The sequence below is a fragment of the Psychromonas arctica genome (assembly GCF_038155225.1).
GTDB classification, from domain to species: domain Bacteria; phylum Pseudomonadota; class Gammaproteobacteria; order Enterobacterales; family Psychromonadaceae; genus Psychromonas; species Psychromonas arctica_B.
This window is the reverse complement of record NZ_JBAKBA010000003.1, coordinates 17,476-35,824: the sequence shown is the minus strand read 5'-3', so window position 1 is coordinate 35,824 and position 18,349 is coordinate 17,476. Positions and strand designations below refer to the sequence as shown.

Genomic DNA, 18,349 nt, shown 5'->3' with positions numbered 1-18,349 from the left:
GGTATTTAAAAATCAACTCATCAATGGAATAAAAGCTATGTAACGTAAACATAGCTTTCTAATATAAAAATGTGGAGGCTCTATGTCTGGTATTTTAGCTATGATTCTTGCGGGAGGTGAAGGGTCTCGGCTTTTTCCGTTAACCCAGAACCGAACCAAACCCGCAGTTCCTTTTGGTGGTAATTATAGATTAGTAGATTTTGCATTAAATAACTTCGTCAATGCAGACTTAATGAAAATTTATGTTCTGACCCAATTCAAATCCCAATCCCTCAATATTCATTTACGTCGCGCATGGCGTTTATCAGGCATTTCAGATCGCTTTATTGAAGCTATTCCAGCACAACAACGCGTCAACAAAAATTGGTACTCAGGTACGGCTGATGCAATTTATCAAAATTATCGTTTTATTGAAAAAAGCAAAGCGGATCACGTATGCATTTTTGGTAGTGACCACATCTATAAAATGGATGTTCAACAAATGGTTGATTACCATAAAAAAATGGGTGGAGCATTAACAGTTGCAGCGATTAGAGTACAAAAAAGCCAAGCTCACCACTTCGGTATTATAGAAATCAATGAAACAGGCCACATGATTGGCTTTACCGAAAAACCTTCTATTGAAGAAGCTAAAACCATTCCAGGTGACCCAGAACATGTGCTTGCTTCTATGGGGAACTACATTTTTAAAGCAGATACATTAATCGAAGAACTAGAAAAAGATGCCTTCGAAGAAAATTCTAGTCATGATTTTGGTAAAGATATCATCCCTAAACTATTTCCGCAGGGAAAAGTCTATGTATACAACTTTAGTGAAAATAAAATACCAGGCGAACCAGAACATGCATATTGGCGTGATGTAGGAACAATCGATTCTTATTGGGAAGCGCATATGGATTTATTAAATGATGACCAACCTATTTCTTTATATAACAAACATTGGCCATTACACACTTACCATCCACCGCTCCCGCCAGCAACCTTTAGAGATCAAGGTGACTCAGAAACCAGTGTGTCTAAATCTCATATTGGGGCAGGCTCTTATATTAACGGCGCGACTATAGAAAACTCTATTTTAGGTTTTAGAAGTCATCTATGTACTCATGTAAAAGTGAAAGGCTGTGTATTTTTAGGCAATGCAAAGGTTGGTAAAGGTTCACGTTTAACCAATGTCATTCTCGATAAAAATGTTGAAATTGCACCGAATACTATTATTGGTGAAAATTTAGAAGAAGATCGCAAACACTTTACCGTTTCAGAAAAAGGTATTGTTGTCATTGCAAAAGGAAGTCGAGTGGGGTTTGAGTAAACTTTTTAACGGTTACTAATGATGAGTTTTCATATTATTTAGGTGGGTTTTTATAATGGCAAAAGTTCTCTCTATGATTTTAGCAGGTGGTGAAGGTTCACGCCTTTACCCCTTAACACAGTCTCGTACCAAACCTTCTGTTCCATTTGGGGGAAGTTACCGTCTTATCGACTGTGTACTTAATAACTTTGTTAACTCTGATTTATTGAGGATTTATGTATTAACACAGTTTAAATCTCAATCGCTCAACTCTCATTTACGCCAAGCTTGGGAATTAAACAGCTTCACTGATACTTTTATTGATGCTATTCCTGCGCAAATGCGTACAGGGAAACATTGGTATAGTGGCACTGCCGATGCAATTTATCAAAACTTACAATTTATTGAAGCTGATGATGCTCCAATAGTGTGTATTTTTGGTAGTGATCATATATACAAAATGGACATACGTCAGAAGATTAGCTACCACAAAGAAAAAGACGCTATTTTAACGGTATCAGCTATTCGTTTGCCTAAAGAACAAGCTTACCATTTTGGCATTATTGAAGTAGATACTGACGGACGTATGATCGGTTTTGTTGAAAAGCCTTCAGTAGAAGACGCAAAGACGATTCCAGGTGATCCTGATAATGTATTAGCGTCAATGGGTAACTATGTTTTTAATTCTCAAGAGCTACAAAGAGAATTAATTCGAGATGCAGCCGATGAAGCATCAAGTCATGATTTCGGTAAAGATATTATTCCGCACCTAATGCCAACGGGTAAAGTGTTTGTATATGACTTCACTACTAATAAAATACTAAATGAAGATGGTGAGGCTTATTGGCGTGATGTGGGCACTATAGAGTCGTATTGGGAAGCTAATATGGATCTAATCAAATCAGCTCCTCCAATCTCTTTTTATAATAGAGCATGGCCGATGCATACCCACTACCCTGCGTTACCAGCAGCAAACTTTCAGAATGATGGTGATATCACTTGTTCAATCAGACGCTCCCTCATCTCCGACGGTGCTTTAATCATTGGCGCTACAATCAAAAAATCAGTATTAGGCTTTAATTGCTTTGTTGGTCAACGTAGTAATGTTTATAAATCTGTTCTATTAGGTGATACTAAAATCGGTAAAGATTGTGAAATAATCAAAACAATTATTGATAAAGATGTTGAAATAGCCGATGGTGTAAAGATTGGCGTTAATCTAGAAAATGATAAAAAACGGTTTACTGTTTCTGATGAAGGAATAGTCGTTATACCCAAAGGTTCCAGAATCGGCTTCTAATTATTAACTTAATTTTAAAAGCTACTGCATTAAGTAGCTTTTTTGTTGCTCATATTCTTAGTCAAAGGAGTTTCCAATGGATTCTCATAAATTGAAAATTTTATTTATCTCATCTGAAGTTGAGGGTTTCTCTAAAACAGGTGGTCTTGCGGATGTAGCAAAGTCTCTTCCACTTGAGCTTCGTAATTTAGGTCACGAAATAGTTATTGTGACTCCATTTTATCGAACACTTAATCACAGAGAACACGCCCAACAAACTCATTTATTAAACTTGCATACCGATAGCTCACGCCCAGATATTCAATTTTCAGTACAAGAACTCTCATTAGATGGTATCAAAGTATTAGGCATTGATAACGCACATTATTTTGATCGTCCTGGTCTATATGGTGAAGACAACAATGCTTATCCTGATAACGGTGAACGTTTTGCATTTTTTAGTTTAGCCGCTTTACTGACCACTTTAGCTGAAGATTTTTCACCAGATATTATCCATTGTAATGATTGGCATACTGGATTAGTTCCCTATTTATTAAAAACGCGTTTTTATAACAACTCTTTCTTTACTAACAGCAAAACAGTTATCACTAGTCATAACTCAGCGTTTCAAGGTATTTTTGAAAAATCTCAATTAAACCTTATTCCTGAAGTAAGCGCATGTATGGATGAACGTGTATTAGAAAATTATAGCTATATTAACTTTTTAAAAGTAGGCGTTCTTTATGCAGATAAAGTCAATACTGTAAGTCCAAACTATGCCAGTGAGTTACTAACAACCTTAGGCTCTCACGGTATGTCAAATCACTTTATTGAACGCATTCATGACTTTCAAGGAATATTAAATGGCTGTGATTATAACGATTGGAGTCCTGAGACAGATAAATTAATACCATTTAATTTCGATAGTAATGATCTTTCAGGTAAAGATAAATGTAAAGCAGCATTACAAAAAGAAGTTGGACTGGAAGCGATAGATGTTCCTGTATATGGGATGGTTTGTCGTTTAACAGATCAAAAAGGCTTTGGCTTAATTATTCCTATCCTAGATCGTTTTTTGAAACATAACGTACAATTGATCATTGTTGGATCTGGAGATCCTAGCATTACAGGCCATTTAACAGCACTAGCTAGCCATTATAAAGATAAATTTAAATTCATTGATGCTTACAGTAATGAATTATCACATTTGATTGAAGCAGGCTCAGACTTCTTTATGATGCCATCTATATTCGAACCTTGTGGTTTGAACCAACTCTATAGTTTAGCTTATGGTACCTTGCCTATTGTACGTGCAGTGGGAGGATTAAAAGATACCGTCATTGACTACGACCAAGATCCAGATAATGCCAATGGCTTTATGTTTTATGATCCTAATCCCAACCAGTTATTAAATATACTTCGTCGCGCTTTATTACTTTATATTGAGCAACCAGAAGAAATGTTGCGCTTACAAAAACAAGCAATGAAATCTCACTTCTATTGGTCTGACTCTGCTAAGCACTATGAACGTTTATATCAAGATGCATTACACTTAGACCAACATTGGGAAAATTAAGCTTTCCACTTAAAAAATAGGTTTAAAAGCGATCTTTAAAAACGACACCTAACAATATAGTTTAAATGCTTAAAAACTAAAAAGCCTGATGATAAATCAGGCTTTTTTATTGGTAGAATATTTGGAGGTTATAAATAATCTAAGATAAGTTAACTAAAAACGGGTCACGTGATAGTTTCTTATTATTCTCACCTTTAAACCAAGCAAGCTTAGAGGATAGATGAACCACTTCACCAATAATCATTATCGTCGGCCCTTCTAAGCCACCACCTAATGTAGATAACTCAGATAATGTCCCAGTAATAACTTGCTGCTCATTTGTTGTGCCTTTATTGATTAACGCGACAGGTGTATTTTGATCTCGTCCATTAATTAATAAATTAGTTTGGATCTCTTGTGCCCGCATCAGCCCCATATAAACAACTAATGTTTGGTGTGGTGTAGCTAAGGATTTCCAATCTAATGCTTTACCGTCTTGTTTTCTATGGCCAGTGACAAAGGTGACTGATTGAGCATAATCTCTATGCGTTAATGGTATACCTGCATAAGTACTACAGCCTGAAGCCGATGTAATACCAGGAACAACTTGGAAAGCAACACCCGCTTCAACTAGCTCCTCAAGCTCTTCACCACCACGGCCAAAGATAAAAGAATCACCGCCTTTTAGACGCACCACTTTTTTACCTTGCTGTGCTAATTCAACCAGCATTTGGTTGGTACGAGACTGCTCAACTTCATGTTTACCAGCCGCTTTACCCACCGAAATTAAATCTGCATCACGACGTACTAAGTCTAATATATCTTTAGAGACTAAGCGGTCATATAAAACAACATCTGCTTGTTGCATCAGTTGCAATGCTTTTAACGTCAATAAAGAGGGGTCTCCAGGACCTGCTCCAACCAGAGCAACATCCCCTTGAGCAACTTCTTCAGTTAAGTTATCTTCCATGAACTGTTGCGCTTGTTCAATTTGTCCTTTCTGTAATAGACTTGCTAAATCTCCATTACCAAACAACTTTTCCCAGTATCGGCGACGTAAAGACTCTTTAGTAATCACTTGTTTGACGCGGTGTCTAAACTCACCTGAAATTTTTGCCAAACGTCCGAGATGCATTGGTAATAAGGCTTCTAAACGCTCACGTATTAAACGCGCTAGTACAGGTGCTTTACCGCCACTAGAGATAGCAACGACGATTGGAGAGCGATCAACAATTGAAGGCATAATGAAACTACATAACTTAGGCTCATCAACTACATTAACTAGAATCTGTTTTTGTTCAGCTAGTTGTGCAATATGTTCATTAATATGATGTTGATTAGTTGCAGCAACAACTAACCATTTACCTTCGATCAATTCATCACTAAACGCTTCATTAATGATTGTAAGCTGATTATTTTTAGCTTTTTCTAATAATGAATCACAAATATCAGGAGCACAAATAGTGATTGATGCATTTGCTTTTAATAATAAATGTACTTTACGTGCAGCAATATCACCACCACCAACCACAAGGCAATGACGATTTTTTAATTTGGTAAAAATAGGAAGATAATCCATATATATCTCAGTTTAACTAGTCTAGGTCGACACTATAAAGAATAACAGGTGCAATATAAAAGATTTAAAGCACATTATTTATCACGTTTATGCATATCAATCCTGTCTATTTTATTCATTAAACAATCCTTTTTAACAAATAAAATGAGGCAGTAATAAAATAGGGGGCACAAAGGATAGCAATATCATCAATGTATTTAACGAAGATATTGGAGTAATTATACGCTAGTTCTTATTAAATAAGCGACCTTACTCCATCATGAATAGTAAATATACCAACAATATTATCGCCATCGAGCACAGGTAAACAACTAATATCATGCGTCAACATTAAGGTTAATGCATCTTTAACTAAAGTATTTGGCTCTATGGTAATGGGAGACCGGGTCATTATTTGATGAGCGGGTCGTTGTGCAGTTTCTGAATCACGTACAGATTCTGTTTCTGTATTTAAAAAAGGGCTTAATGTCCGTAATAAATCACGATCACTAATAACACCTTGTAACTTCCCCTCCTCCACCACCAATAAATGATGGAAACCAGCTTGTGATAAAATATTTTGAAGAACTGGCATGCGGTCATCCATATCAACGGTGACAACTCTTGAAGTCATTGCCTCTAATACTTTCATATCACTCCCTATACACAAAATGAATTCATGTTTTATTATAGACACAAAAAAGGTCAGCATAGCTGACCTTATCAATAATTTACAAAAAAACTAAAAGTAGATTAGCTATTTATAAAATCGACACCTTCTTGGATGTCTTTGTTAAGTGTTACTAACATATCGTTTTTAGCTTTTTCTTCAAAAGCTGATAATTTACCGTATGATAAAATTTCAACTACACCGTTAACACCCAAGCGTACCGGATGAGCGAAGTAAGGAGCATCGCCACCATCAATATCAACGTATGCGTAATCTACAACGTCTTCGCCTTGTAAACCTTTAACTAAAGATAAACAAAAACGAGCAGCAGCAGCACCCATAGATAAAGTAGCAGAACCGCCACCAGCTTTAGCATTTACAACTTCAGTACCGGCATTTTGGATACGTGGTGTTAATGCAGCCACTTCTTCTTCAGTGAATGTTACACCTTCAACTTGAGAAAGAAGTGGTAAAATAGTTGTACCTGAGTGACCACCAATGACTGGCACTTTAACGTCAGCAACGTTGAGCCCTTTAAGTTCAGCAACAAATGCTTCACTACGGATAACATCAAGCGTTGTTACACCAAATATACGGTTTTTATCGTAAACGCCCGCTTTTTTGAACACTTCAGCAACGATTGGAACAGTACCGTTTACTGGGTTAGTGATAACACCAACTAATGCTTTAGGACAGTTAGCAACAATGCCTTCAGCTAACGTTTTGATAATACCAGCATTAACTGCGAATAAATCAGCACGATCCATGCCCGGCTTACGTGGCATACCCGCTGGGATGATTACGATATCAGCACCAGTTAATGCAGCACCTAACGCGTCAGCACCAAAACCTTCAACTTTAACAGCGGTTGGGATGTGAGATAAATCAACAGCAACACCAGGAACAACTGGAGCAACGTCATATAATGCTAATTCAGAACCAGCTGGTAGTTGAGTTTTTAATAATAATGACAACGCTTGACCAATACCACCTGCAGCACCAAGAACAGCAACTTTCATATTTTTCTCCAATGAAATAAAATTTTAAGTATTTAAGAATAACCGTATGCATTCTAAAGTGAATAAATACGCATGTGTGAAAAATGTTAAATAATTGTGATGAATGTAAAATAGTAGCTTATTTTAAGGAATGATTACCACTACTTTGTGAGTCGTTTTAAGAACTATTTTAAGGGAAATATTCCTGAAAAATCTTTGCATAGGTACCATTTTCAACAATCCGCTTCAAACCGAGGTTTAAACGTTGACGTAAAATGTGATTATTTTTCTTAACGGCAATACCATAGCCTTTAGAAAACTGCTCAATAAAGACAGCTTCAGTTCTACTAATCACCAACGAGTTATCTTGTTTCTGCTTACTTAAAAAGTCATTTACAACAGCAAAATCAGCAAACACCGCATCAATTCTTTGTAGTTTCAAATCCTTAAAAGCCGCCTGGGATGAATAGTAAGGCACGATATAACTGTTTTCTTTTGCAAATTGAATAAGATAACTTTGATTCGACGTATTTGCCTGAACGCCAATAAATTTACCTGCTAATGAAAACTCCCCTTGTAATTGCTCTTTACTGATAAAAACCGGCGGTGCTTTATAGTAGCTATCACTGAAGTCGACTTTCTCTAATCGCTCACTGGTAATATCTAATGCTGCAATGACTGCATCATAACGCCCAAAAGGTAAGGTAAGTAACAAACCATCAAAACGATGATGTTCAAAGCTACACTTTAAATTGGCTTGCTCACAGATCGCTTTAGCAATATCAATGTCAAAGCCTTGAATTTCTTTCTTCTCAGACAAATATTCAAAAGGGAAATAATTAGCATCAGTCGCAAACTTAACTTGCAGTTGTTTTAGAGTGTTTGCACTCAATGAAGTTGATAATAAGAGAAATATAAGTGCGAGGTGACGAGAAAAAGAAATCATAATGAATCATCCTGATAATATTAATTTCTCTAAAATTTTACCAGAACTGCATTAAAGAAAGTAGCGATGCTTATACAAATACACTTATTTATAAAAAAACGAATAAATATGCAAAAAAAGTGACATTTAATCTATTAACGTAACGATGATTTAGATTAAGATACGAGCTTTATAATAATTTATCTATGGGATCACCAATGCGACAGACTTCTGAACTAATGGACTTTTTTAAATGCCTTCTTAAAGAAGAGCATTTGAGCTCACAAAGTGAGATTGTCGATGCTTTAATAGAAGCTGGATTTACGCATATCAACCAATCTAAAGTGTCACGCATGTTAAGTAAAACAGGCGCAGTTAGAACACGAAATGCCACAGGTGAAATGGTTTATTGTTTACCTGCCGAGTTAGGTATACCAGCAACCACCAGCCCGCTTAAAAACTTAGTGGTAGATATAGATAGAAATGATAGTTTAATCGTCATACGTACCAGCCCTGGAGCGGCGCAATTGATAGCTCGCTTATTAGATTCGATGGGTAAAGCAGAAGGAATTTTAGGTACTATCGCAGGAGATGATACTATTTATATTGCCCCCAGTAATACTCAAGAAATTGAAGCAACACTAGCAGTTGTGCATAAACTATTTGATTAACCTCCCTCAAGTTCCGTCCCTTCCAAATTAATCTAATATATCAGTGATATGAGAGCGAATGATAATGCTCTCTTACTGATGAACTTAATGTAATACATTCCTAATGGCTATAGATCCTTCATACACGTAAGCAATATCATTTAATTAGAAATAATGAAATTTAGAAATGCTTTTCTATACTTAATAACGCTCTCATTAAATAACTAACCTCAATTCTGGTTAATGAAAGTGGAATTACATTTAAAATCATAAGGTTATATTTTTTACTCTACAGTGCCGTTAGTTTTGCATCGTTCAAGGCGAATTATTGAAGCAATAACTGGTTATTGAGAGATAATTTAACGCAGAAATCCGCAGAAATAGCGGTGTTGTATCGCTTTGCTTATCCAGAACTGAGGTTAACTAATTAATCGAACAGGTTACAGGTTAAAGCAAGCGACCATTTCACCAATATTTGATTACATATTTAATGAGTTAAATTGAATATAAAGTTAAATAGATGAGGCTGATATGAATAAACTAGACTTTAGAGAGAATAAACTTCACGGTTTTACTTTAATTGAATTGCTTGTTTGTCTTGTAGTTATTGGGATATTAGCCGGTATTGCTTACCCCTCTTACCAAAGTTTTGTGATAACAACACGACGAGGAGATGCACAAACTGAATTAATAAAGGCTCAAATGGAGCAAAGCAGCTACCGTATTCTACAGCCAATTTACATTAGTAACCCAGCCTCTGCAGGCTTACCGGTAAATAGCGAATATTATACATTTAGTATTGTTTCAGCGGCCGCACATACCTATGTTATGAAGGCAGTCGCTAAAATAAGTAGTTCTCAAAATAATGATAAAGCCGCATGTAAGGCACTATTTATTGATCAGAATAATGTTAAAACCAGTGATGGTAGTCAAGACAATGCTTTTTGTTGGCATCAATAGTTAGTCTTTGTAAAACAAAGCTATCTACAATTCACAACAAAAAGCTTGTCCATCATTGACTAGCATACCGATAGATATAGTCAACAGAGCTAATCATTATTTCTTAAATAGAAATAAAGGTTTAATAATCGCCTAAAAGCTCTTCATTTTTAAGAAACTGTAAAGGTTTACCTAAAACATGCTGATAAATAACATTGTAAGCTAATACATTTTGTACATAAGCACGTGTTTCATAAAAAGGAATAGTGTCTACCCAACTATCAATTTCGATACCTTTATTACCTTTCTTCTTCCCAGCACTAACCCATCTGTCTACTCGATGAGGCCCTGCATTATAAGCAGCCGTTGCTAGAACACGATTACCATCGTAACGCTCTAATAATTCATTAAAGTAACCAGCTCCTAACTGAACATTAATTTTACCTTGGTCAAGTTGAGAAATATCTTTGTACGACGTTAGCCCAATTTTTTTAGCCGTTTCTTCTGCAGTTTTAGGCATTAATTGCATATAACCACTTGCGCCTACAGGAGATTTAGCATGTTGATCAAAACTACTTTCTCTACGCGTAATGGCATAAATATACGTTTCTTCTATATTATATTGCTTAGCTGCACCAACAAATAATTCTTTTTTAGCATTAGGGAAACGGATACCCAGTGCATTCCAACTTTTAGAGCTAATACTTGCTAATACAGATAAATACGGCCAGTTATTATTAAAAGCATACAACCCTAATTGCTGTTGTTTTGCTACGCTTTGCTTACTAAGAATACGGTACCACTGCCCTTTCGCTTGTTTATTTAGGTTGTGAAATAACATCTCTTTAATAACGGCTAAATCACCTTTTAAAGCAGTTAAACCATTAACTTCCTCTTTAATAACTTGTTCATTAAGTGAGAAATTAACACCTAACTTTTGAGAGGCCATAAATCCATGAAAGTTACGATTCTTCGCGACTTGTTGATATAACACTTTAGCTTTATCTGTTTCTCCTGATTGCTCTAAAACACGTGCTTGCCAGTATTTCCATGCAGATGAATTACGTTCTGATTTAGGTAATTGAGAAATCCAAAACTCGATATTTTTCCAATCTCCACGTTTAATAGCATAACGAATACGTTGTTCGATTAACGAAACATTACCTAACGCGCCTAATTCTTTATCTAACCATGAAAAATATTTGCTTTTATTACGTTGCACAACAACACTAGCAAATTGAGTTTTAATGCGTTTATTCTCAGCAGCAGTGAAAGGTACTTGTTTATCAAATTTAGCATAAGCTTGCATCGCTAAATCAATATCGATCTTCGCTAAACGTTGAATTGTTGGCACCAAGAAACCAAAACTAGCCTCTTTACGAGAAGAGAATAGTTGGCTATTTAATACATTTTTTGGATTTTGTTGAAGTTCGTATAATTCAGTAGCCACTGCTGCCGTTTTTTTATCCATTCGGGCGATTAAAAAACGCATTAAACCTTGCTTGTTTTTCACATAGGCTAATTGAAAACGCTGCCATATATGTTGTTTAGTTAATTGCTTATCATTCTGGTAAAACACAAACACATCATCACAAGCATTAGGTAATGAAGTACTAGACAGCCAATATTGTTGAGCATCAGACCAAGCTTGCTGGCTTTTGCCTGTTGCGATAGAAGCTTGTAAATAATGGCATTTCAACGTTTTATTATTTGGCATTCTAGGGAAAGCAGTTAAGAATTGTGACCAATTTTTCTGTTTAGAAAGAGAAAACAAATAACTACGTTGTAAATCATCAGTAACGACTTTACCTTTATTATTTTTGATGAAACTTAATACTTCTTGATCGCTAACTTCGTCAATATTCGCTTTTAAATAATTATATTCTGCAATATAAGCAAGTGGATAATCAGTTATTTTCTCAATATTTTGGTTGGCTTTTTGCCATTCTTTTTTTTCTTGTAAATCTAAAGTATCAGTAAAAATTTCACGCTGAACATCTAAACTTAATGCACTACTCATGCCTGATGCAGAAAACAGCAAGCAGCCTAAAATTAATTTTCTCATAAGTTCCTAATGTAAATAATAGATAATTTAAACATCATTTCACAAAATGGTCGATGATAGCAACTCTTGTGTATAAGGATGTTGTGCATTTTCAAATATAGCTGAGGTAAAACCTTGTTCAACTATTTCACCCGCCTTCATTACCAGCACTCGATGACTCACCGCTTTAACCACTGATAGGTCATGGCTGATAAATAAATAGCTTAATGAAAATTCTTTTTGTAATGCTTTTAATAATTCAATAATTTGTTTTTGAATACTTCTATCTAAGGCAGATGTTGGTTCATCTAATACAATAAGCTTTGGTTTTAATATCAAGGCTCTTGCAATAGCAATTCGCTGACGCTGCCCGCCTGAAAATTGGTGCGGGTATCGATTAGCGGCACTTTCATCTAAACCAACTTTAATCAGTACCTGTGAAACTTGCTCATTAATATCTTGGTCACTTAAGGCTCTATCGGTATTAAATACATGTACACCTTCTGCAATGATATCTTGCACTGACATTCTCGGGCTCAAGCTGGCGTAAGGATCTTGAAATACAATTTGCAACTCCTGACGAAGTGCTTGTAAATCATCTTTTGCCAATGTGTTAATACTTTGACCTAGATAGACAACCTGACCAGTATGCTTATTCAAATATAATAATGCTTGGGCTAAAGTACTTTTACCTGAACCACTTTCACCCACTAACGCTAATGTTTCTGCTTCATGTATTTTTAATGAAACATTTTTAACCACATCTAATGATTTTGTTGTTTTCCCCCAAAAATTCTTTTTGACAGGAAAGCTTACATTCATATTTTCTGCTTCAAGAATCACTTTAGGATCAACGAGAGAAGCCATTTTCCCTGTTGGAACCGCGTTTAACAATTTCTTAGTATATTGGTGGTCAGGTGAATCAAAAAGCGCCTGTGTTGCTTGATACTCCACTTGCTGACCTTTACACATCACTAATACATGATCCGAAAATTGCTGAACAATATTAAGGTCATGAGTGATCAACAAAATCGCCATATTTAAACGTTGCTGTAATGATCTTAATAACGTTAGAATTTGTTTTTGAATCGTTGCATCTAAAGCCGTTGTTGGTTCGTCAGCAATTAATAGATTAGGTTCATTAGCAAGTGCCATCGCAATCATGACACGTTGACGTTGCCCTCCAGATAATTCATGAGGATAAGCTTTTAAACGTGAAGCAGGATTGTCTATCCCCACTAACTCTAATAACTCAAGGGTACGTAATTGTGCCTTTTTACCCGTTAACCCTTTATGTAATAACAACGTCTCTTCGATCTGTTTCTCAATACTATGTAATGGATTTAACGACGTCATTGGTTCTTGAAAAATCATACTTATTTTATTACCGCGAACCGCTTCTAAGACAGCATCTGACTTCGCCATCAGAGACTCACCTTCAAAGATAATATCGCCACTAGGATGATGTGCATGTGGGTAAGGTAATAATTGCAGTATTGAGAGTGCCGTCAATGATTTTCCAGATCCACTTTCACCAACAATAGCTAATGTTTTACCTTGCTCTAAACTAAAGCTAACACCAGATAAGATATTTTGATCTGCAAAGCTAACCGCTAAATTATCGACTTTTAAAAGACACGATTGTTCACTCATAATGTTTTCCTCGGGTCAAAAGCATCACGCGCGGCTTCACCAATAAAGACTAATAACACTAAAATACTCGATAAAGAGATAAAAGCAGTAATCGCTAACCAAGGCGCATGTAAGTTTTCTTTACCTTGGGAAATCATTTCACCTAAAGAAGCTGAGCCCAGCGGTAACCCAAATCCTAAAAAGTCCAATGATGTTAACGTGGTTAATGCACCAGTAAATAAATAAGGCATGAAGGTTAAGGTTGCAATCATTGCGTTAGGGAGAATATGTTTGAACATAATTTTACTGTCTTTTACACCTAACGCTTTTGCCGCTTTTACATATTCTAAATGGCGCCCACGCAAAAACTCAGCACGCACCACGCTCACTAAACTAGGCCAGCTAAAGAGAATCATTAACCCTAATAACCAAGTGAAGGTAGGCTCTACAAAGCTTGCTAAAATAATCAACATAAAGAGCATTGGCAGCCCTTCCCATATTTCTAGTAAACGTTGCCCAATTAAATCGATTTTACCGCCATAATAACCTTGTATGGCGCCGACAATGACGCCAATAATTGAACTTACTATGGTGAGCGATAATGCAAAAACAACTGAAATACGAAACCCATAGACTAAACGAGCAACTACATCTCGCCCTTGGTCATCTGTACCGAGCCAATTCACTGCATCTGGCGCCGAAGGTGCGGCACTGGTTAATTCATAATTAATGGAGTCGTAATAAAATGGAATGAGCGGCCAAATCATCCACCCGTCTTTATTAATTTGTTGCACCATATAAGGGTCTCGATAATCCGTATTGATATCAAAATCACCACCCAATTGATCTTCCGGAATATCTTGTATAATTGGGAAATACCAATTCGATTGATAAGACACCATAATCGGCTTGTCATTTACCCATACTTCCCCGATTAAACTGAGTAAAAATAAAATGCTAAAAATCCATAACGAATAATAACCGCGTTTATTCGCTTTAAACTGTGCCCATCGTTGATGGTTGCTTGGATTTTTTTTGATGCGTTGCCAAGTAAGTAATAACGACATTATTGACCCTCGAATGTAATGCGTGGATCGATTAAGGTATAGGTAACATCACTGATTAACTTAAGCACTAAACCAACTAACGTAAAGATATAAAGAGAACCAAAAATAACCGGGTAGTCTCGCGTAATTACTGATTCAAAACTCAGTAAACCTAATCCATCTAATGAGAAAATAACTTCAATCAACATCGAGCCAGTAAAGAAAATACCAATTAATGCCGCAGGCAAACCAGCTAAAACTAATAACATTGCATTACGGAAAATATGACCATATAAAACACGATTTTTTGAACAACCTTTAGCCCGAGCAGTAATGACGTATTGTTTATTGATTTCATCTAGAAAGGAGTTTTTAGTTAACATGGTGAGTGTTGCAAAGCTTGCTAATACACTTGCTAATATCGGTAAAACTAAATGCCAAAAATAATCTTTTATTTGCCCAAATAAAGATAATTGGTCAAAGTTGTCAGACGTTAATCCTCGTAATGGAAACCAACTAACATAAGATCCACCAGCAAATAACACCACTAAAATAATCGCAAAAATAAAGGCAGGTATCGCATAACCTATGGTGACAATGGTACTAGTCCAAACATCAAATTTAGTACCATGCGCCGTGGCTTTTTTGATGCCTAACGGAATAGAAATTAAATAGGCGAGTAACGTCGTCCATAAACCTAAAGAAATAGACACAGGCATTTTTTCGTAAATCAAATCAATTACGCTCTTATCTCGGTAAAAACTATCACCAAAATCAAAGTTAATATAACGCCATAGCATTGAAAAGTAACGTTCTACGAGGGGTTTATCAAAGCCATATAACTTTTCTAATCTGGCGATATATTCAGGGTCGACTCCCTGTGCACCACGATATTGACTACCACTATTTGAGCCTTGTTTTATCTCACTACTCGTACTCGACGTCACTCGAGACGTCGCTTCAGAATCAATACCTTGATATTTGGCAATGGCTTGTTCAACAGGGCCACCTGGTGCGACTTGGACAATAAAAAAGTTGAGCGTCATGATGCCAATTAAGGTTGGAATAATCAGTAACAGCCTCTTTAAAATATATTGATGCATTATTGACTCTCTTGTTCAGTAACTGATTTTTCTGGTTGTTTACTCCACCAAGTATCTAAGCCTATATCATAATAAGGCGATACTTTAGGTCGAGAGAACTTATCCCAATACGCAATACGATAAGCGGGTAAGTACCATTGAGGGATCACTATATGTTCAGATAATAAAACACGATCTAATGCTTTAGTTACATTCACTAACTGCTCTCGCGTTGATGCGGTTATTAATTGTTTCGTTAATTCATCAATAACCGGAGAACAAATCCCAGCCCAATTTGAAGTGCCGACCTGATTGGCAGTATCACACCCCCAAAAAGAAGCTTGCTCATTGCCAGGTGAAATAGACTGACCTTTACGTAATGACAACATATCGAACTCAAAATTGTTTAATCGATTAATAAATTGAGACACATCGACCAAACGAATATCAGTTTTAATGCCTATCCGTTGAAGGTTACGACGAAATGGATGAATAACCCGTTCAAAGTCTTTGCTATACAATAAAAATTCAAAGTTTAATTGCTCACCCTGTTTATTTTGCATTTTACTGTCTTTTAACTCGTATCCTGCCTCTGATAATAGTGTAACCGCTTGTCGCATTTGTTCTCTTACATTGCCATTACCCGATGTTTTATTACTTTCTATCGGTTTAAAAACAGATGCTGGAAGCCGATCTTTATAAGGTAATAATATTTCTTTTTCTGCTTCGCTGATATTTGCTTCAGTTGATAATTCAGATCCAGAATAAAAACTATCTATGCGTGTATAAGCGCCATAAAACAAAGTTTTGTTAGCCCACTCAAAATCAAACAATAATGAGATCGCTTCACGTACTTTAGGGTCTTTAAATTTATCTCGACGTAAATTAAACCAAAAGCCTTGCATACCTTGAGGATTTTTATCCGCAATGGTCTCTAATATAATGTCATTAGTCTTAAATTGATCGCCAACATAACCGGTCGACCAACGCTTTGAGGAGCTTTCGAATCGGTAATCAAAAGCACCGGATTTAAACGCTTCAAATGCAACAGCATCATCACGATAATAATCAATAATGATCTGATCAAAATTATGGCGTCCTTTATTCACCCCAAGATCTTTTGCCCAATAATCAGCTACTCGCTCATATATAATTTGCTTACCTGCATCAAAGCTTTTTACTTGGTATGGACCAGAACCTAATGGAACCACCAAACCACTTTTAGCAAACTCTTTTCCCTTCCAAAAGTGCTTTGGTAAAATAGGGATTTGCCCAATAATTAAAGGTAATTCACGATTACCGATTTCTTTAAAATGAAAAGTCACTTTCAGTAATGAGTCTACCGTGACTTCTTCAACCCCTGAATAATATGAGCGAAAGTGCGGTGCACCTTCATCTACCAACAAATCAAAACTAAACTTAACATCATCAGCCGTTATCGCTACACCATCATGAAATTTAGCATCTGGATTAATTAAAAAACTAACTGCACTATAGTCATCTGCAACTTTTACTTTTTCAGCAATCAATGCATATAAACTAAAAGGCTCATCAGTAGATTGTTCTAATAACGTATCGTAAATACGTGTAATACCAGTCGCTGCATTACCCTTTACAATAAAAGGGTTTAGTGAGTCAAAACTCCCTATACTCGCTTGTTTGAAAGCCCCTCCTTTAGGTGCATCTGGGTTCGCATATTCAAAATATTTAAAATTATTTTTATATTTGAGATCACCATACATACTAATAGCATCACGCCAAGATTCACTATTAGCAAAGAAACTTATTGGCAATAGAGCGCAAAATATCAAAATGCGTATACACTTAATTATATTCATAATAATAAAACTCAAGTCAGACTTAAAAAATAGAAGAGAAGTAAAGATAACAAATGCTTAAGTTAATAAAAGGTTTTTAAATATAAAAAGGAGATATAAAGAAGAAGTAATAAAAAGCACGGAACTTATCACCACTAAAATGGACTAATTAGTAGCATTCAACAAGTAAAAGTTGAAATATTTTTAAGAAAATATAGCTAGTTCAAAAAATAAATCTGTTTATCTAAAAGGCTTAATTAATGTGATCTAGATCACTTGTAAATCACTTCGAAAAGCCTAGTCTATTAATGAACACGATAAAGTGTATAACAAAAAGGTGTCCTATATGAGAATTGAAATTACTAGCAAACAAATTACTATCACAGACACAATGCGCGCAAAAGTAGAAGAACGTTTCGAGAAACTACAGAAACTTCAAATTTCATTAATCAATCCCCATTTCATTATCACTAAAGAACCTAAAGGCGTAAAAATAGAAGGTACTATTGGCGTTCCAAACGGTAAAGTTTTTGCTCATGCTGAGCATGATGACTTATATGTGGGAATCAATCAGTTATTCTCAAAAATCGAACGTCAGCTAAATAAACATACCCATAAAGATGAAGCAAACCGTGCCAAGAATAATGGTAAAGACTTATGTCGTAACGGAGAAATTTCAGGAGAGGCTATTGAAGAGCCAGAAATTGAAATTGAATCAGATGCTGAGATCAAATTAAATAAAGAGTTTGTGGCTTAGCCATTTGCTACTCACTAGAGCACTTAGATAACGGTTCATAAATAACTGCTCGTAAAGAAAAAAGGAGGTTAATAACCTCCTTTTTTGATCCTGCCTTTTACGAAAACCT

Annotated in this window: 15 protein-coding genes; 6 read left to right on the top strand and 9 right to left on the bottom strand. The window is 35.8% G+C overall.

Going from position 1 to position 18,349, the window contains the following annotated elements; genetic code table 11:
- Positions 1-82: 82 nt before the first annotated feature.
- From glgC (V6255_RS02135) to glgA, 3 genes are all read left to right on the top strand, one after another.
- Complete coding sequence (gene glgC / locus V6255_RS02135) at positions 83-1,309, top strand: glucose-1-phosphate adenylyltransferase (RefSeq protein WP_341626667.1); 1,227 nt, start codon at positions 83-85, stop codon at positions 1,307-1,309.
- Between the two features lie 55 nt (positions 1,310-1,364).
- Positions 1,365-2,588 carry a glucose-1-phosphate adenylyltransferase gene (gene glgC, locus V6255_RS02130; protein WP_341626666.1) on the top strand — a complete coding sequence of 408 codons (1,224 nt, stop codon included), beginning with the start codon at positions 1,365-1,367 and terminating at the stop codon, positions 2,586-2,588.
- Positions 2,589-2,664: 76 nt separating this feature from the next.
- On the top strand, positions 2,665-4,143 hold the full coding sequence (gene glgA, locus V6255_RS02125) for a glycogen synthase GlgA (protein ID WP_160060403.1): 1,479 nt from the start codon (positions 2,665-2,667) through the stop codon (positions 4,141-4,143).
- A gap of 139 nt (positions 4,144-4,282) precedes the next feature.
- Here the strand turns inward: glgA and cysG are convergent, their stop codons facing one another.
- From cysG to V6255_RS02105, 4 genes are all read right to left on the bottom strand, one after another.
- Positions 4,283-5,701 carry a siroheme synthase CysG gene (gene cysG, locus V6255_RS02120; RefSeq protein ID WP_341626665.1) on the bottom strand — a complete coding sequence of 473 codons (1,419 nt, stop codon included), beginning with the start codon at positions 5,699-5,701 and terminating at the stop codon, positions 4,283-4,285.
- 235 nt (positions 5,702-5,936) lie between these two features.
- Positions 5,937-6,332, bottom strand: a complete 396-nt coding sequence (locus V6255_RS02115; protein WP_160060401.1) for a CBS domain-containing protein — start codon at positions 6,330-6,332, stop codon at positions 5,937-5,939.
- Between the two features lie 101 nt (positions 6,333-6,433).
- Positions 6,434-7,369, bottom strand: coding sequence for a malate dehydrogenase (gene mdh / locus V6255_RS02110; RefSeq protein WP_341626664.1), 936 nt, complete (start codon positions 7,367-7,369; stop codon positions 6,434-6,436).
- 169 nt (positions 7,370-7,538) lie between these two features.
- On the bottom strand, positions 7,539-8,294 hold the full coding sequence (locus V6255_RS02105) for a transporter substrate-binding domain-containing protein (protein WP_341626663.1): 756 nt from the start codon (positions 8,292-8,294) through the stop codon (positions 7,539-7,541).
- 197 nt (positions 8,295-8,491) lie between these two features.
- Here V6255_RS02105 and argR point away from each other — a divergent pair, with 197 nt between their 5' ends.
- Entirely contained in the window at positions 8,492-8,944 is a 453-nt protein-coding gene (gene argR / locus V6255_RS02100; protein ID WP_160060398.1) for a transcriptional regulator ArgR, read from the top strand.
- A 510-nt stretch (positions 8,945-9,454) separates the two neighbouring features.
- Positions 9,455-9,883, top strand: a complete 429-nt coding sequence (locus V6255_RS02095; RefSeq protein ID WP_341626662.1) for a type IV pilin protein — start codon at positions 9,455-9,457, stop codon at positions 9,881-9,883.
- Between the two features lie 121 nt (positions 9,884-10,004).
- Here the strand turns inward: V6255_RS02095 and V6255_RS02090 are convergent, their stop codons facing one another.
- The 5 genes from V6255_RS02090 to V6255_RS02070 are packed head-to-tail and all read right to left on the bottom strand — an operon-like array spanning position 10,005 to position 17,459.
- Positions 10,005-11,927, bottom strand: a complete 1,923-nt coding sequence (locus V6255_RS02090; protein WP_341626661.1) for a transglycosylase SLT domain-containing protein — start codon at positions 11,925-11,927, stop codon at positions 10,005-10,007.
- 39 nt (positions 11,928-11,966) lie between these two features.
- On the bottom strand, positions 11,967-13,559 hold the full coding sequence (locus V6255_RS02085) for an ABC transporter ATP-binding protein (protein ID WP_341626660.1): 1,593 nt from the start codon (positions 13,557-13,559) through the stop codon (positions 11,967-11,969).
- Positions 13,556-14,605 (bottom strand): ABC transporter permease, encoded by a 1,050-nt coding sequence (locus tag V6255_RS02080; RefSeq protein WP_425355896.1) that lies wholly within the window; start codon positions 14,603-14,605, stop codon positions 13,556-13,558. Before V6255_RS02080 ends, V6255_RS02085 begins: the two co-directional genes overlap by 4 nt.
- Positions 14,605-15,687 carry a microcin C ABC transporter permease YejB gene (locus V6255_RS02075; RefSeq protein WP_341626659.1) on the bottom strand — a complete coding sequence of 361 codons (1,083 nt, stop codon included), beginning with the start codon at positions 15,685-15,687 and terminating at the stop codon, positions 14,605-14,607. Before V6255_RS02075 ends, V6255_RS02080 begins: the two co-directional genes overlap by 1 nt.
- The gene (locus V6255_RS02070) at positions 15,687-17,459 is read right to left on the bottom strand and encodes an extracellular solute-binding protein (protein ID WP_341626658.1); all 1,773 of its coding nucleotides are present in this window, start codon (positions 17,457-17,459) and stop codon (positions 15,687-15,689) included. The genes V6255_RS02075 and V6255_RS02070 overlap by 1 nt, the downstream gene beginning before the upstream one ends.
- Before the next feature lie 370 nt (positions 17,460-17,829).
- On the opposite strand from V6255_RS02070, the gene hpf reads away from it, so the two are divergent.
- On the top strand, positions 17,830-18,240 hold the full coding sequence (gene hpf, locus V6255_RS02065; RefSeq protein ID WP_025566070.1) for a ribosome hibernation-promoting factor, HPF/YfiA family: 411 nt from the start codon (positions 17,830-17,832) through the stop codon (positions 18,238-18,240).
- The last annotated feature ends 109 nt before the right edge of the window (positions 18,241-18,349 follow it).

Bases quoted from the DNA above. Each gene is read 5' to 3' on its own strand.
- hpf (WP_025566070.1), top strand. From the start codon at position 17,830: ATGAGAATTGAAATTACTAGCAAACAAATTACTATCACAGACACAATG.
- V6255_RS02085 (WP_341626660.1), bottom strand. From the start codon at position 13,559: ATGAGTGAACAATCGTGTCTTTTAAAAGTCGATAATTTAGCGGTTAGC.
- glgC (WP_341626667.1), top strand. From the start codon at position 83: ATGTCTGGTATTTTAGCTATGATTCTTGCGGGAGGTGAAGGGTCTCGG.
- cysG (WP_341626665.1), bottom strand. From the start codon at position 5,701: ATGGATTATCTTCCTATTTTTACCAAATTAAAAAATCGTCATTGCCTT.
- V6255_RS02115 (WP_160060401.1), bottom strand. From the start codon at position 6,332: ATGAAAGTATTAGAGGCAATGACTTCAAGAGTTGTCACCGTTGATATG.
- V6255_RS02105 (WP_341626663.1), bottom strand. From the start codon at position 8,294: ATGATTTCTTTTTCTCGTCACCTCGCACTTATATTTCTCTTATTATCA.
- V6255_RS02080 (WP_425355896.1), bottom strand. From the start codon at position 14,605: ATGTCGTTATTACTTACTTGGCAACGCATCAAAAAAAATCCAAGCAAC.
- V6255_RS02090 (WP_341626661.1), bottom strand. From the start codon at position 11,927: ATGAGAAAATTAATTTTAGGCTGCTTGCTGTTTTCTGCATCAGGCATG.
- mdh (WP_341626664.1), bottom strand. From the start codon at position 7,369: ATGAAAGTTGCTGTTCTTGGTGCTGCAGGTGGTATTGGTCAAGCGTTG.
- glgA (WP_160060403.1), top strand. From the start codon at position 2,665: ATGGATTCTCATAAATTGAAAATTTTATTTATCTCATCTGAAGTTGAG.
- glgC (WP_341626666.1), top strand. From the start codon at position 1,365: ATGGCAAAAGTTCTCTCTATGATTTTAGCAGGTGGTGAAGGTTCACGC.
- V6255_RS02095 (WP_341626662.1), top strand. From the start codon at position 9,455: ATGAATAAACTAGACTTTAGAGAGAATAAACTTCACGGTTTTACTTTA.
- argR (WP_160060398.1), top strand. From the start codon at position 8,492: ATGCGACAGACTTCTGAACTAATGGACTTTTTTAAATGCCTTCTTAAA.
- V6255_RS02075 (WP_341626659.1), bottom strand. From the start codon at position 15,687: ATGCATCAATATATTTTAAAGAGGCTGTTACTGATTATTCCAACCTTA.